The organism is Streptomyces sp. NBC_00289, assembly GCF_041435115.1.
Taxonomy (GTDB): Bacteria; Actinomycetota; Actinomycetes; order Streptomycetales; family Streptomycetaceae; genus Streptomyces.
On record NZ_CP108046.1, the window covers coordinates 1564584 to 1578215 of the forward strand.

At 72.3% G+C, this 13632-nt stretch carries 10 protein-coding genes; 9 read left to right on the forward strand and 1 reads right to left on the reverse strand.

Annotated features, from left to right (window positions below; genetic code table 11):
* Positions 1-109 precede the first annotated feature (109 nt).
* Positions 110-1285: a S8 family serine peptidase gene (locus tag OG985_RS07650; RefSeq protein ID WP_371667469.1), complete on the forward strand. Its 1176-nt coding sequence runs from the start codon at positions 110-112 to the stop codon at positions 1283-1285.
* Between the two features lie 58 nt (positions 1286-1343).
* On the opposite strand, the gene eccCa is transcribed toward OG985_RS07650, so the two are convergent.
* Entirely contained in the window at positions 1344-5285 is a 3942-nt protein-coding gene (eccCa, locus tag OG985_RS07655; protein WP_371674293.1) for a type VII secretion protein EccCa, read from the reverse strand.
* Positions 5286-5588: 303 nt separating this feature from the next.
* On the opposite strand from eccCa, the gene eccD reads away from it, so the two are divergent.
* The 8 genes from eccD (at position 5589) to OG985_RS07695 (ending at position 13625) form a co-directional block, all read left to right on the forward strand.
* Positions 5589-6989: a type VII secretion integral membrane protein EccD gene (eccD, locus tag OG985_RS07660; RefSeq protein WP_371674294.1), complete on the forward strand. Its 1401-nt coding sequence runs from the start codon at positions 5589-5591 to the stop codon at positions 6987-6989.
* Positions 6990-7051: 62 nt separating this feature from the next.
* Positions 7052-8689 carry a type VII secretion protein EccB gene (eccB, locus tag OG985_RS07665; RefSeq protein WP_371667470.1) on the forward strand — a complete coding sequence of 546 codons (1638 nt, stop codon included), beginning with the start codon at positions 7052-7054 and terminating at the stop codon, positions 8687-8689.
* A gap of 112 nt (positions 8690-8801) precedes the next feature.
* Positions 8802-9140, forward strand: a complete 339-nt coding sequence (locus OG985_RS07670) for a hypothetical protein (protein ID WP_371667471.1) — start codon at positions 8802-8804, stop codon at positions 9138-9140.
* Between the two features lie 70 nt (positions 9141-9210).
* Complete coding sequence (locus tag OG985_RS07675; protein WP_371667472.1) at positions 9211-9534, forward strand: WXG100 family type VII secretion target; 324 nt, start codon at positions 9211-9213, stop codon at positions 9532-9534.
* A gap of 109 nt (positions 9535-9643) precedes the next feature.
* Positions 9644-10087: a type VII secretion system-associated protein gene (locus OG985_RS07680; RefSeq protein WP_371667473.1), complete on the forward strand. Its 444-nt coding sequence runs from the start codon at positions 9644-9646 to the stop codon at positions 10085-10087.
* Positions 10088-10147: 60 nt separating this feature from the next.
* Positions 10148-12784: an AAWKG family protein gene (locus tag OG985_RS07685; protein ID WP_371667474.1), complete on the forward strand. Its 2637-nt coding sequence runs from the start codon at positions 10148-10150 to the stop codon at positions 12782-12784.
* Between the two features lie 34 nt (positions 12785-12818).
* Complete coding sequence (locus OG985_RS07690; RefSeq protein WP_371667475.1) at positions 12819-13277, forward strand: YbaB/EbfC family nucleoid-associated protein; 459 nt, start codon at positions 12819-12821, stop codon at positions 13275-13277.
* A gap of 6 nt (positions 13278-13283) precedes the next feature.
* Positions 13284-13625: a hypothetical protein gene (locus OG985_RS07695; RefSeq protein WP_371667476.1), complete on the forward strand. Its 342-nt coding sequence runs from the start codon at positions 13284-13286 to the stop codon at positions 13623-13625.
* Positions 13626-13632 lie beyond the last annotated feature (7 nt).

The window sequence follows — 13632 nt, forward strand, 5'->3', positions numbered from 1 at the left end:
GCGGCTCGGAGCGGACCGTAGGATGCGTTTCATGCGTCGCCCCCCGCTCCGGCCTCATCTTCCGCCCCACGCACGGGCGTTGGCCCTCGGCCTCGGCCTCGGAGCACTCATGCCGTTCGTCGGCGCGCCCGCGGCCGTGGCGGCGGACCCGAAGCCGCTGCGGTTGCCGGTGATGCCCGCCCGGCTCGACGCCGACGCCGACTGCACCGGGAGTTCGGCCCAGCGTGCCACCACCGTGCCGTGGGAGCAGCAGAGGCTCCAGCTGACACGCGCCTGGGAGTTCTCCTCCGGTTCCTGGGTGACCGTGGCCGTGGTGGACACCGGCGTGTCCACGGCGGCGCCCGCGCTGAAGGGCCGGGTGACGGCGGTGGGCCAGGCCGGTGAGGACTGCGTGGGCCACGGCAGTTTCGTCGCGGGGCTGGTCGCCGCGGCCGCCTCCGACGGCGTCCGGTTCGCCGGTGTCGCGCAGCGGGCCCGGATCGTGGCCGTACGGGGAACGGACGCCCGGGGAGCGGCGACGGCCGCGAGTGTCGCGGCCGGCATCAGCGCCGCGGTGCAGGCCGAGGCCGAGGTGATCGTCGTGTCGCCCGCCCTGGAGACCGGGTCGGCGCAGCTCACCGCGGCCGTCAGGAGCGCCGTCGCGCACGACGCGGTGATAGTGGCCGCGGCCGTGCCCGATCCGCCCGCCAAGAGCGGCGCGGACCAGGAGACGCCGGCGCCTCGTGACTACTGGCCCGCCGCCCAGTCCGGGGTCCTGTCGGTGCTGGACGTCGGCGCGGACGGCGGCCGCCCGGACGACGCGCTGCTGCCCCGCGGCGCGGACCTGACGGCTCCGGGCGACGGTGTGATCGGCATCGGCCCCCGGGGCTCGGGACACTTCATCGGCTCGGGCGCCTCCTTCGCGGCGGCGTTCGTGGCGGGTGCGGCCGCGCAAGTGCGCTCGGCGCACCCGGAGTTGACCGGGCAGCAGTCGGCCGAGCGGCTCGTCTCGACCGCCTACCCCGACACCGTTCCCCGCCTCGACCCGTACGCGGCCGTGACCGCCGTGAGCGCCCCACGGTCGGACCGGGCCGCACGGCCGGGGACCCCGGACCGGCAGGTGCCGGTCGCTCTGCCCGCCGACGCCGGGTCCCGGCCCACCCGGCGTGCCGTGCTGCTCGCGGCGGGCGGAGGTGCGGTGATGCTGCTGGTGGCCTGGGCCGCGGTGGTCGTCCCGCGCGGCCGGGCACGTCGCTGGCGGCCCGCGGGCTCCGACATCTCGCCGGAGCCGGGCGGCGAGGTCTGAGACCCCGCCGCCACCGGACGGGTCGTGGTGGCAGACGAGGGACGGCCACCACCGCCTCTCAGGTGGTCCCCCGGTCCTCCCCGCCCTCCTCGTCGAGCAGCGCCGTCTGGATCAGGGTCGCCTTGCGCCGCGCGATGTACTGGGCCCGCCCGGGCGGCAGGTTGCGCGGCTTGATGTTGCCGAAGACGTAGCCCTCCGACGGCGGGCAGGACAGCAGGACGCCGGGCGTGTTGGCCTCGTCGAGGCGGCGCAGGAGCTGGTCGTTCAGCCCGCGGCCGGCGCCCGTCGCGGAGCGCACCGCGACGATGTGCAGCCCGAGTTCGTGGCCGAGGGCGATGTGGTCGAAGAGCGGGGCGAAGGGATGGTCGAAGTTGTTGCTGCCCACGACCATGTCGTAGTCGTCGACCAGGATGAACAGTCGCGGCCCGTTCCACCAGTCGGCCAGCCGCATCCGGGCCGGGGTGATGTCCTGGCCGGGCAGGCGGGTCTTGATGGCCCGGGCCGAGCCGCCCACCAGTTCCTTGAGGGCGTCCAGGGAGACCGCGTGGCCGAGCTGGTAGTCGGCCGGGACGGCGTCCACCAGCTCGCGCCGGTAGTCGACCACCAGGACCCGGGCCTCGGCCGGGCTGTAGCGGGCGGTGACGGCGTTCGCGACCAGCCGCAGCAGGTTGGTCTTGCCGCTCTCGGTGTCGCCGACCGCCACCAGGTGCGGGGTCCGGCCGAAGTCGTGCCACAGGGTGGAGAGGGCCTCCTCGTCCTGGCCCAGCGGCAGCCGCAGTCCGTCGCCGAGTTCGGGCGCGGGCAGCGCCGAGGACGACAGGCGGTGCGGAAGCATCCGTACGGCGGGAGCGGGCGGGCCGGACCAGCCCGCGGCGATGCTCTCCGCGAGGGCGGCGACTCCGTCGGAGAGGTCCTCGGCAGCGTCGCTGCCGTCGGTGCGGGGCAGGGCGGTCAGGAAGTGCAGCTTCCCGTCGACGGTCAGGCCGCGTCCCGGCTGCCGGGGCACGGTGGCGGCCTTGCGGACGTCCACCACGGAGTCCATGGGATCGCCGAGCCGCAGTTCCAGGCGGGTCGCGCTCTGGTCGCGGACCTGGGCGCTCAGCTCCACCCAGCGTGTCGTGCTGACGACGAGGTGGATGCCGTAGTTCAGGCCGCCGGTGGCGATCTGGTTGAGGGTCGGCAGCAGATGGTCGAAGTTCTGCTTGACCTGCGCCCAGCCGTCGACCACGAGGAACACGTCGCCGTGGGACTCGTCGGCGAACTCGCCGGCCGCCCGGCGCCGCCGGTAGCTGGCCATGGAGTCGATGCCGTGGTCGAGGAAGAACTGCTCGCGGTGGTTGAACACGGCGGTGACCTCGGCGACCGTACGGCTGATGCGCTCGCTGTCCAGTCGGGCCGCGACCCCTCCGACGTGCGGCAGCCCGGCCAGGGAGGAGAGCGTGCCGCCGCCGAAGTCCAGGCAGTAGAACTGCACCTCGGCCGGCGTGTGGGTGAGGGCCAGGGAGGCGATCAGGGTGCGCAGCACGGTCGACTTGCCGCTCTGCGAACCGCCCGCGACGGCGACATGCCCGCCGCCGGCCGACAGGTCGAGGACGAGCGGGTCGCGGCGCTGGTCGAAGGGTTTGTCGACCAGTCCGACGGGTACCCGCAGGCGTCCGGTGCCGGGCCAGCGGGTGGCGCTCAGGCCGCGGTCGGCGGTGACCTCCAGGCCGGGCAGTACCGCGTCGAGGGTGGGGGGCGCGCCGAGCGGCGGCAGCCACACCTGGTGTGCGGCGGGACCGGAGTCGCGCAGCCGGTCCACGGCCACCGACAGCAGGCTCTCGGCGGACTCGGTCTCCTCCTCCGGCCGCGGCTCGGGTGCGGGGGCGGAGGTACGGGGCACCACCCAGCCCGCCGTCCAGGGCACGACCTGGCTGGCGACCCGGGCCTGGACGGCGGCCCCGCGCCGGTGCCGGTAGGGGCCGGAGACGTAGGCGGCGCGGAAGCGGGTCAGCGCCTCCACGCCGCTCTTGAGGAAACCCGCGCCGGGCTGTGAGGGAAGCTGGTAGGCGTCGGGCACGCCGAGCACGCCGCGGCTCTCCATCGCGGAGAAGGTGCGCAGGCCCAGCCGGTAGGAGAGGTGGCTCTCCAGTTGGTGCATGCGGCCCTCGTCCAGGCGCTGCGAGGCGAGCAGCAGGTGCACGCCCAGGGACCGGCCGAGGCGGCCGATCATCACGAACAGGTCCATGAACTCCCGGTGCGCGGCGAGCAGTTCGCTGAACTCGTCGACGACGACGAAGAGGCTGGGCAGCGGGGCGAGCGGGGTGCCGGACGCGCGCGCCTTCTCGTACTCCAGGGCGGAGGTGTAGTTGCCGGCCGCGCGCAACAGCTCCTGACGTCGGATCAGTTCACCGTGCAGGGCGTCCTGCATCCGTTCCACCAGGGCGACCTCGTCGGCGAGGTTGGTGATGACGGCCGAGGTGTGCGGGAGTTCGTCCAGGCCGAGGAAGGTCGCACCGCCCTTGAAGTCGACGAGGATGAAGTTGAGGGTCTCGGAGGAGTTGGTGAGGGCCAGGCCCAGGACGAGTGTGCGCAGCAGTTCGCTCTTGCCGGAACCGGTGGCGCCGATCAGCATGCCGTGCGGGCCCATGCCGCCCTGCGCGGACTCCTTGATGTCGAGGTCCACGGGTGCGCCGTCGGCGCCGACCGCGATCGGCACCCGTAGCCGCGCGGCGCCGGTGTTGCGCCTCCACAGCGTGGCCGGATCGTGTCGGTACAGGTCGGGGATGCCGAGCAGAGCGGTCAACTGCACGTCGCTGGTGAGTGGTTCGGCGGCATCGGCGGTCAGGCTCATCCGGTACGGGGAGATGAGCCGGGCCAGTGCCTCCGCCGCGGCCGGACCCATCCGGTCGGGGCGGCCCAGCAGGGTGGCCTGTTCCTTGCGGGTGCGGTCGGTGCGCACCAGCCGTACCGCCGCCGGGGTGACGTCCAGGCGCAGGGTGCTGCGTCCCGGGCGCCAGGTGAGGGCGCCGGACAGGTCCAGCACGATGGTGTTGCGGAAGCCCTGCCCGTCGAGGCGGTGACCTGCGGGGACGGGGACGCCGTCCACCACGATCACGGTGAGCGGCTCGTCGCGTCCGGGCACCGCGTCCGGGTCGAACACCGGCCGTTCGGCGAACTCGGCGCCGAGCAGGTCCTCCAGGTCGTTGAAGGCGCCCGCGACCATCCGGGCCGGGCCGGCGCCGTCCTGCTCCTGCGGATGCAGGTTGTGCGGGAGCCACTTGACCCACTCCCACTCGGCACGCCGCTCGTCCGAGACGCACAGCGCGATCCACAGCTCCTCCGGCGGGTGGAAGAGTGCCAGTTGGCTGAGCGCGGCGCGGACCATGGCCCGGGCGGCGGCCTCGTCGCCGCGTGTCAGCACCCGTGACCACGACCGCAGATACAGGGCGATCGGCTGGTCGGGGACGGTGCTGTAGGCGCGGATGAAGCGGCGCAGCGCGTGCGCGCTGAGGGGTTCGAGGTCCTCCACGGGCTTGGTGGCCAGCGGGTTGAGCCGCATCGACAGCTGCTGGTCGCCGACGGCTATGCGGACCTCGCCGAAGTCCTCGTCCTTGACCCGGCGTTCCCACAGCCGGGTGGTGCGGACCATGGCCGGAAGGACCCTGGGGTCGGGGTGGCGCCAGGCGAGCGCGAGTTGCTGCTCGACGACGGCCCGATGGACCTGGCGCCGCGTCTGGGTGAGGTAGCGCAGGTAGTCGCGCCGCTCGCCGCGCAGCCGCTGCTTGCGCTCGCCCGCCTTGCGCATGACCTGGCCGACCATCATGGCGGCGGAGGCCATCACCATCATGCCGAGCGCGATGTAGCTGAAGGCGCCGCTGCCGCCACCGGGTTTGATGAAGATCAGCATCATCGACACCGACATCATCGCCATCGGCAGGTACGTCCACACCGCGGAGCTGTCCGGGACGGTCTCCGGGAGCGTCGGCGGTTCCTGCAGGCTCAGTTCGCCCTCGGGCATGTCGGGGCCCCTGCGGCGCGCAGGCCGACGGAAGAGAACCACGCTCAACGCACATGCTCCTTAGCGGAAATGGGCCTTAACGCCCGGTCTGCCGCACCCAACGGGCCGCTCGCCGGGCGGCGTTGTGACACGCCACTGTTCCGGGGCTCATAATTCCGTTCGGTTGTCGGTCAGTAGTCTGCATGCCGACGACTCCTACGTCCAAGCAGCCCCGGGCCGACACCTCGATCCGCGTGTCACGTCCGGCCCTTCGCCCCGCGGCCCCCTCGCGGCCCCGATTTCCCTGGAGACGTGAGACTCCCGATGACCGACAGCTCCGTTGCGGGACTGTGCCGCCTGACGGTACGTGCCCCGGCCAGGACCATCGACCTGGCGGTGCCCGCGGACGTACCCGTGGCCGATCTGCTGCCCACCCTGCTGCGCTACGCCGGAGAGGACATCGAGGAGAACGGTCTGGAGCACGACGGCTGGGTCCTGCAACGGCTCGGCGGCACCCCGCTGGACGAGGAGGCCACGCTGGCGGCGGTGGACCTCAAGGACGGCGAGGTCCTCTATCTCCGCCCGCACACCGAGGCGTTGCCGCAGGTACGGCTCGACGACCTGGTGGACGGCATCGCCACCGTCACCCGGGACCGGCTGCACGGCTGGACCCCGGCCGCGGGCCGCCGTCTGCTGCTCGGCCTGGTGGTGACCGTCCTCACACTGGGGTTGCTGGTGCTGGCCTGGCCCGGCGGCCCTGCCGGTCCGCGCGTCGTCACGGCCGGCGTCGCCGGGCTGCTGCTGCTCGCCGGGGCGGCCTCCGCGAGCCGCGCCGTCGGCGACGCTGCGGCGGGCGCCACCCTCGGCTTCATGGCCGCGCCCTTCCTGGCGCTGGCGGGCTGGCTGCTGCCCGGCGGCGAGATCGCCGGCCCACACGCCTACCAGGTGCTCGGCGCCCGGCTGCTCGCGGCCTCGGCCGCCGGAGCGGGCGGCGCGGTGCTCGCCCTGGCGCTGACGGCCGTACGCACCCCGCTGTTCGCGGCCTCCGCGCTGGTGGCCGTCGCGGGCGCGGTGGCGGGCGGCCTGATGAGCGTCTTCGACCTGGCCGCCGACGGGGCGGCCGCCACGGTGGCCTCGCTGGCCGTGCTGCTCGGCGGCTTCGTGCCGTCGCTGTCGTTCCGGCTGGCCGGCCTGCGGATGCCGGCCCTGCCGACCAACCCGCAGCAGCTCCAGGAGGGCATCGAGCCCTACGACAGCGGGGACGTGGCCACCCGTACCGAGCTCGCGAGCGGCTGGATGACCGGCCTCTACGCCGCCTCCGGCATCCTGTGCGCCGGCTGCCTGGTCCCGCTGTCCCGCCACCCCGGCCTCGCCGAGATCCTGACCGCCGTGGCCCTGGCGCTGCTCCTGCTGGTGCACGGCCGGGGCATGGTCAACGTGTGGCAGCGGCTGGCGCTGGTGCTGCCGGGCGCCTGGGGCGTCGTGCTGCTGGTGGCCGCGCTGGCCGCGGACACCGCGCCCGCGGACCGGCCGCTGGTGGTGGCGGGCCTGCTGGCGCTGGCCACGGTCCTCGCGGTGGCGTCGTGGACGGTGCCGGGGCGGCGGATGCTGCCGTACTGGGGCCGGGCGGCGGAACTCCTGCAGTCGCTGCTGGCGATCGCCCTGCTGCCGCTGACGCTGTGGGTGCTCGGCGTCTTCGCCGCACTGCGCGCCCTCAACGGCTGACTCCTGCCGACGCACAGCTGACCCGGCCGACGCGGATCGGCCGACTGGAAGGACCGCGGTTCATGCAATCCAAGCGCGACCAGGTGCAGGCGCACGCCTTCGTCATGGGCCGGCTCACCTCGGGCATGCTGCTCGCCGAACCCGACGCCCCCGAAAGCCCCCTGGGCCGCACGACGCGGGGCGCGGGCATCGGGGTGGTGATCGCGGTCCTGATCGCCGCGGGGGCGGTGGTGTTCGGCCTGATCTCCCCCGGCGGCAACGACTCCTGGCGCAGCGGCGAGGCCCTGATCGTCAACAAGGACACCGGCGCCCGCTACCTCTACCTCGGCGAACGGCTGCGCCCGGTGCGCAACTACGCGTCGGCCCTGCTCATCGGCGGCGCGGACCTGGCGACCACGGACGTGGGCACCTCCTCACTGCGCGGCACCCCGGTGGGCGCCGCGGTGGGCATCACGGGGGCACCGGACGCCGTACCCGCCCCGGGCGACCTGGAGAGCGGCGCCTGGACGGTGTGCTCGGCGCTGGCCCCCGCGAAGGCGGCGGGAACCTCCTCGGGCGACGCGAGCGGCACGGTCGGCGCCGACCGGACGGACGGCACGCGCGCGGTGACGGCACTCGCGGCCGGGGTCCCGCTGGACGGCGACCCGCTCGAGGCCGACGAAGCGGTGCTGGTCGGCGGCCCGGACGCGAGGACGTACCTGGTGTGGCAGGGCAGTCGGCTGCCGCTGGACACCAGGTCCGGGGCCCTGCTGTCGCTGGGCTACAGCTCGGTGACCCCCCGTCCGGTGTCCGCCGCCTTCCTGGACGCCCTCGTGGCGGGCCCTGAGCTGGCCCCGCCGTCGGTGCCGGGCCTGGGTTCGGCCGGGCCCTCCCTCGGCGGTACGGCGACCAGAATCGGCCAGGTATTCCAGATCACGGTGCCGGGCGGAGCCGCCGACTCCGGCACGAACGCCTCACCCGGCGGCCAGGAGGACCCGAACAGCCAGTACTTCCTGCTCCGCGACGAGGGCCTCACCCCGGTCACCGCGACCACCGCGGCCCTGGTCCTCGGCGACCCCGCCACCCGGAAGAAGGCGTACGGCGGCAGCTCCCCGACCGCCCTCCCGGTCGGCGCGGACGTCCTCAAGGACCACCAGGCGCCCGGCAGCACGGGCCGCGACCCGTCCACCGCCGGTCTGCCCGACACGCCGCCGCGTGCGGCCCGGGTCCCCGACGGCTGGTCGGCGTGCGCGCAGGTGCTGCCGGGTTCGGACGGCGTGCGGGTCAGCTCCGTCCTGGTGCGGGAGAGCTCGCTGTCCCCGGTCGCTCAGAGCGGCGGGGACCGGGTGTCCCGGGCCTGTCTGCCGGTGGACGCGGTCGTCGTCCGGCCCGGGCACGGACTGCTGGCCCGAGTGCTGGGCGCGGGCGGCGGCACGATCGGCGGTACGACCTACTTCGTGGGCGACGACGGGGTCAAGTACCGGGTGACGTCCGAGAAGGCGCTCAAGGCGCTGGGCTACGGCGAGGCCGAGGCCCGGCGACTGCCCTCGCCGCTGCTGGCGATGCTGCCGACCGGCCCCGACCTGAGCCCCGAGGCGGCGGCCGGAGCCGTACCCGCGTCGACGACCTCCACCTGCCCGACGGCCACCGCGGACAAGGCCGCGCCGAAGGACGCCGGACCGGCCGACGACGACAAGTTGCGGGCAGGTAAACGTAGTTGACGTTTTGGCCGATGCGACAGGTGTTCGGCCGCGCCGTGTTGCACCCTTCTCACCAGCAACCCTAATCTCCCGAAGTCGCAGTCGCGGCAGGACCGGACCGAAAGGCAGAACCATGGCAGGCAATGGCCAGCAGTCGAACGAACAGGCGACCCGCAACGGCATCCAGGCACTGGAGAGCGCGTTCAGCGGCATCCTGAAGTCCCGCCAGGACGTCGACAACACCCGCGCCACGCTGTCCAGCGGCTACCAGGGCAGCGACGGCGGCCAGTTCGGCGGACTGCTCAAGCAGTGGGACGACCAGTGCGACAGCATCCTGCGCAGCCTCGAGGACATGGTCGACAAGCTCAACCAGAGCCTCACGCAGCACGGCAGGACGCAGGGCTCCTCCAACGAGTCGATCAACCAGGCGTACAGCCAGTCGCAGGCCGCCTTCGACCAGCTCGTCGGCTGACCCGAATCGACCACCACGGGGCCGCCGGGCCCCGGCCCTCGCCCCTCCCCCACCGAGCAGGAGACCCCTCATGGCCGACAACCTGACCGACGGCTACATCTACGTCGACTACAACCACATGAACAACGCCGCCGACGACATGGTCCAGCAGACCAGGGCGATAGCCAACACGCTGGCGTCCCTGGAGGCCGAGCTCGGCGAGCTGAAGAAGTCCTGGTACGGCGAGGACGCCGCGATGTACACGCAGAAGCAGGCGGCATGGGACGCGGCGGTCAAGAACATGGAGAACCTGCTCACCTCGCACTCCTCGCTGCTCACGGACATCTCCGACAGCTACCGGTACAGCGAGAACTCGCTCTCCCAGATGTGGTCCGAAGTCCGCATCGGCCGCTGACCCGGCCCAGCCGGAGGCACCAGCCCGACGAACCGGGCGGACGGCCGGCCCCGCCGGGACGACCCGTCCGGTTTCCCGTCGCCCCACGAGCACCCCAGAGGACCACGCCATGGCGGACCTGACCCATCTCGACGCCCAGAAGCTCAAGACGTTCAGGGAGAACGACCTGGCCACGTTCATCACGGCCCTCAAGAACATCGTGAAGGACGACCCCAACGGGATCCTGGCCCTGCACAGCATCGTGAAGGGAACCATCCCCGCCGCGTACATGGACGAGAACCCCGTCCTCGGCATCGGCCTCATGACGGGCGACGACACGGTCTACGGCAAGACACTGGTGGCGTCGGCCCTGGGGTCCGCGAAGTCCATCGACGACATCCTCGGCGATCAGAAGATCCTCTTCGACGACATCGACGACAGCCTGGAGGAGACCATCACCACCCTCCTCCACACCCAGGGCAGCACGCTGGAGAGCATCAGCGGCGAGAAGCTGCTCGACGTCTGGTCCGGAGTCGACGAGGACCTGGAGGACGCGGGGTCGTCCGACGACTGACCCGCGGCCACCGCCGCATCGCCGCCCACCTCCTCCACCCCCACGCAGCGGAGCCCCGCCATGCCGATAGTTTCCGACACCGACGACTACTGGGGAAAGGCGGTCACCCTCTACACCGGCTACCCGCTCCCCAGCAGGAAGAAGCTGTTCGACACGCTCATGAGCAGCGAGGGCTTCCCGCTCTTCCGCATGGACATCTCGATCATGTCGTCGACCGAGCTGACGTCGAGCAACTTCTCCGTCCTGGTCGGCTGGCACACCCAGCAGGGCGAGGACTACGACCTGGCGTTCGTCCACGCCGGCGGCGACGGCAGGCACGATGACGGCACCCTGTACCAGGCGAACATCGTCTTCATCGGCGTGCCGGTGGACGGCAACGGCCGAGCCCGGCTGCTGGACGCCGGGGAACTCTGGAGCGCGGGCAAGTTCACCGGCGTACTCGGCAACGAATGGGACCTGAGTCTGCTCTCGCAGTACCAGAGCGGATCCAAGGCGGCGATCGACCAACTGCGCTCCGCCCGCACCACGCGCGGGTTCTCGTACAACGGACTGACGGTGGTCAACAGCGAGGCCGTGGACGCCGACTCCTTCGAACGCACCGCCCAGGCCTTCGACCGGGCGATGAAGTTCTTCGAGGACCACGCGGCGACGCTCGAACAGTGGGAGACCTCGCTCGGTGAGGAGAACGCGGCCTGGCGCGGCCAGGCGGCCGGACTGTTCTGGCAGCTGATCCACCAGCTGCACAGGAACTACGACGGCTACGTGGACCAGCTCGCCCCCGAGGCGGCCGCCACCGCGGAGGCGATGCCCGGCGGTCACGTCCCGAAGTCCCGGTTCAGCCAGGCGCTCGCGGCCGCGGAGAAGGCGCTGATGACGGAGGCGAAGGCGCTCAGCGACGCCTGGGACGCGTGGGCCGCCGACGGCCGTCACGACCCGCACCGCATCCTGATGGAGATCCTCGACAAGGTGTCCGTATGGGTGCTCCAGAACAACATCAAGCACACCACGGTGACCTCGCTCGGCGCGGCCAAGAGCTACGACACCGACTCCGGCTTCAAACAGGTCCACCCCGAATACGGCGACCTCCACGACATGGCCTCGTGGAAGAAGATGGGCGAGGACGCCGTCAAGCAGTGGAACGACAACGTGCAGACGGACCTGGTGGCGAAGGCCCAGACCTCGCTCACGAACCTCAAGACGGCGTGGAGCGACCTGGAGGACGCCTTCTCCGAAATCCGCACCAAGGACACCTCCACCCTCTCGGAGAGCTACGCCGACGACCAGCGGCAGATCGCCGAGGACGAGGCCGACCAGCACCGGGAGGACCTCAACAACTCGCTGAACAACCTCGGCCAGAACCTCGGCGACGGCCTGAACAACCTCGGCGACAGCTTCAACAACCTCGGGGACGGACTGGGAGACAGTCTGGACAATCTGGGCGACGGCCTCGGCGACGGGCTGGACAACCTGGGTGACGGCCTCGGCGACCTGGGCGACGGGCTGGGCGACACCAACAGTCTCACCGACGGCCTCGGCGACCTGTCCAACCTCGGGGACGGTCTCGGGGACGGCCTGGGTGACGGACTCGGGGACGGCCTGGGTGACGGCACCTCCACCAACCTCGGCGGGGGCCTGGGCCTCGGCCTCGGCGGTACGACGGACGACGGCAACTCCGCCACCAAGGGCTCCACGCTCACCAACCCCGACGGCAGCACCACGACCCTCAACCCGGACGGCACCCTGACCACCCGCTACCCGGACGGCACGACCCAGCTTCTGGACCCGGAGACGGGCATCGTCACCACCACCGCCCCCGACGGCACCAAGACCACCGGTGACCTGACGATCCCCGGCGGCCACGTCAACCCGGACGGCAGCACGACCACGCTCAACCCGGACGGCACGCTCACCACCACCTTCCCCGACGGCACCAAGACGACCATCGACCCGGAGACCGGCGACCTGACCACCACCGCCCCCGACGGCACGGTCACCACGGGCAACATCAGCGGCCTCGGGGACGGCCTGGACGACCTCGACCTCGCGGACCACACCGTCACACCCACCACGAGCAGCAGCCTCGACCTGGACGACCTGTCCTCATCCGGCAACCTCGGGGACGGCCTCGGCGCGCTCGACGGCAGTGGGTCCTCCGCACTCGGTTCGAGTCTGCTGGACGGTCTCGGCGCGGGCGCCGGCAACCAGTACGCCGACTACTCCGGGTACTCCGACTACGACGACGGCACCACCGGCGACCTGCTGTCCGGGGGCGCCCTCGGTGCCCCGGCGTCCGCCGGCCTCGCGGACGGAACCTCGGGCACGGCCGGCACGGGATCGGCGGACGGTTCCGGCGGGACCCCGCTGTTCCCGGGCATGGGCGGCATGGGCGGCATGGGCGGGGCCGGGAACAACAGCGGCAGCGGTGAACGTGTCCGCACCGTCCTCACCGACGCGGGCGGCGCCACTCGCGGCCGGTCGCGGGCGCGGCGCGCCGCCGAGGACGACGAGGACGTGGTCGTCACCCGGGGCCGAACCGCGACGACCGGCTCGGGCAGCCCGTACTACCCCGTGGGCGGCAACACCCAGGGCGGCCAGTCCACCCAGAGCGGTGACCGCGGCCGCAGCAGCTGGGTCCAGGAGGACGAGGACGTGTGGGGCACCGACGAGGGCGGCGCTCCCGCCGTCATCGGGCGCTGATCGTGATGCGCGGACCCACGGAGGCGACACGGACATGAGCGACATGAAGGAAACGATCGAGCAGCGCCTCGCCCAGGCCATGGCCGATCTGGAGGCGACCCGGGCGGCGGTGACCGAGGCGGAGCGCGAACTGAGCACCGCCAGCTCCACGGTGCGCTCCCAGGACCGCGCGGTGGAGGTCACCGTCAGCGCGCAGGGCGACCTGACCGCGCTCCGCTTCCTGGACGGCAAGTACCGCACCATGCCGGCCGCCCAACTGGCCGCCAGTGTGCTGGAGGCCGCTCAGGAGGCCCGGTCGGTGATGGCCCGTCAGGTGATGCACGCCTTCGAGCCGTTCACCCGCCCCCACGACGCGGTGCCCGAACTGCCCGGTGTGAACGTCGACTGGAACAAGATCTTCGGCCCAGGCGTCCTCGACGGCCCTCGGGCCGGGGACGACCGACCCTCGTCCCGCAGACTGCGCGACGAGATCCACGAGGACACGGAGGACTGATCCCGGATGAGCGAAGGAAACGCGTACTACGCCGAGCCCGAGCGGCTGGCCTCCGGCGTGCGGCAGATCGACCAGATCAGCGCTCTCGCCCACGAGATGCTCCGTGACTTCACCATCGGCCTCAACGCGACCGTCGGCTGGACCGGCCGCGACGACAGCTTCGCGCAGGAGGTCGTCCCGCAGGACAAGCGCGAGCGCAAGACGGCCGTCGACACCGGTACCTCCCTGGTGGACGCCGTGGTCAGCGTCGCCGACGGAACCCTGGCCAACCTCGACAACATCCGTAACACCCAGAGCGGCGTCATCGACTCGATCAACTCGGCGGGCCGTCGCGGCGGAAGGCACTGACCGTCCG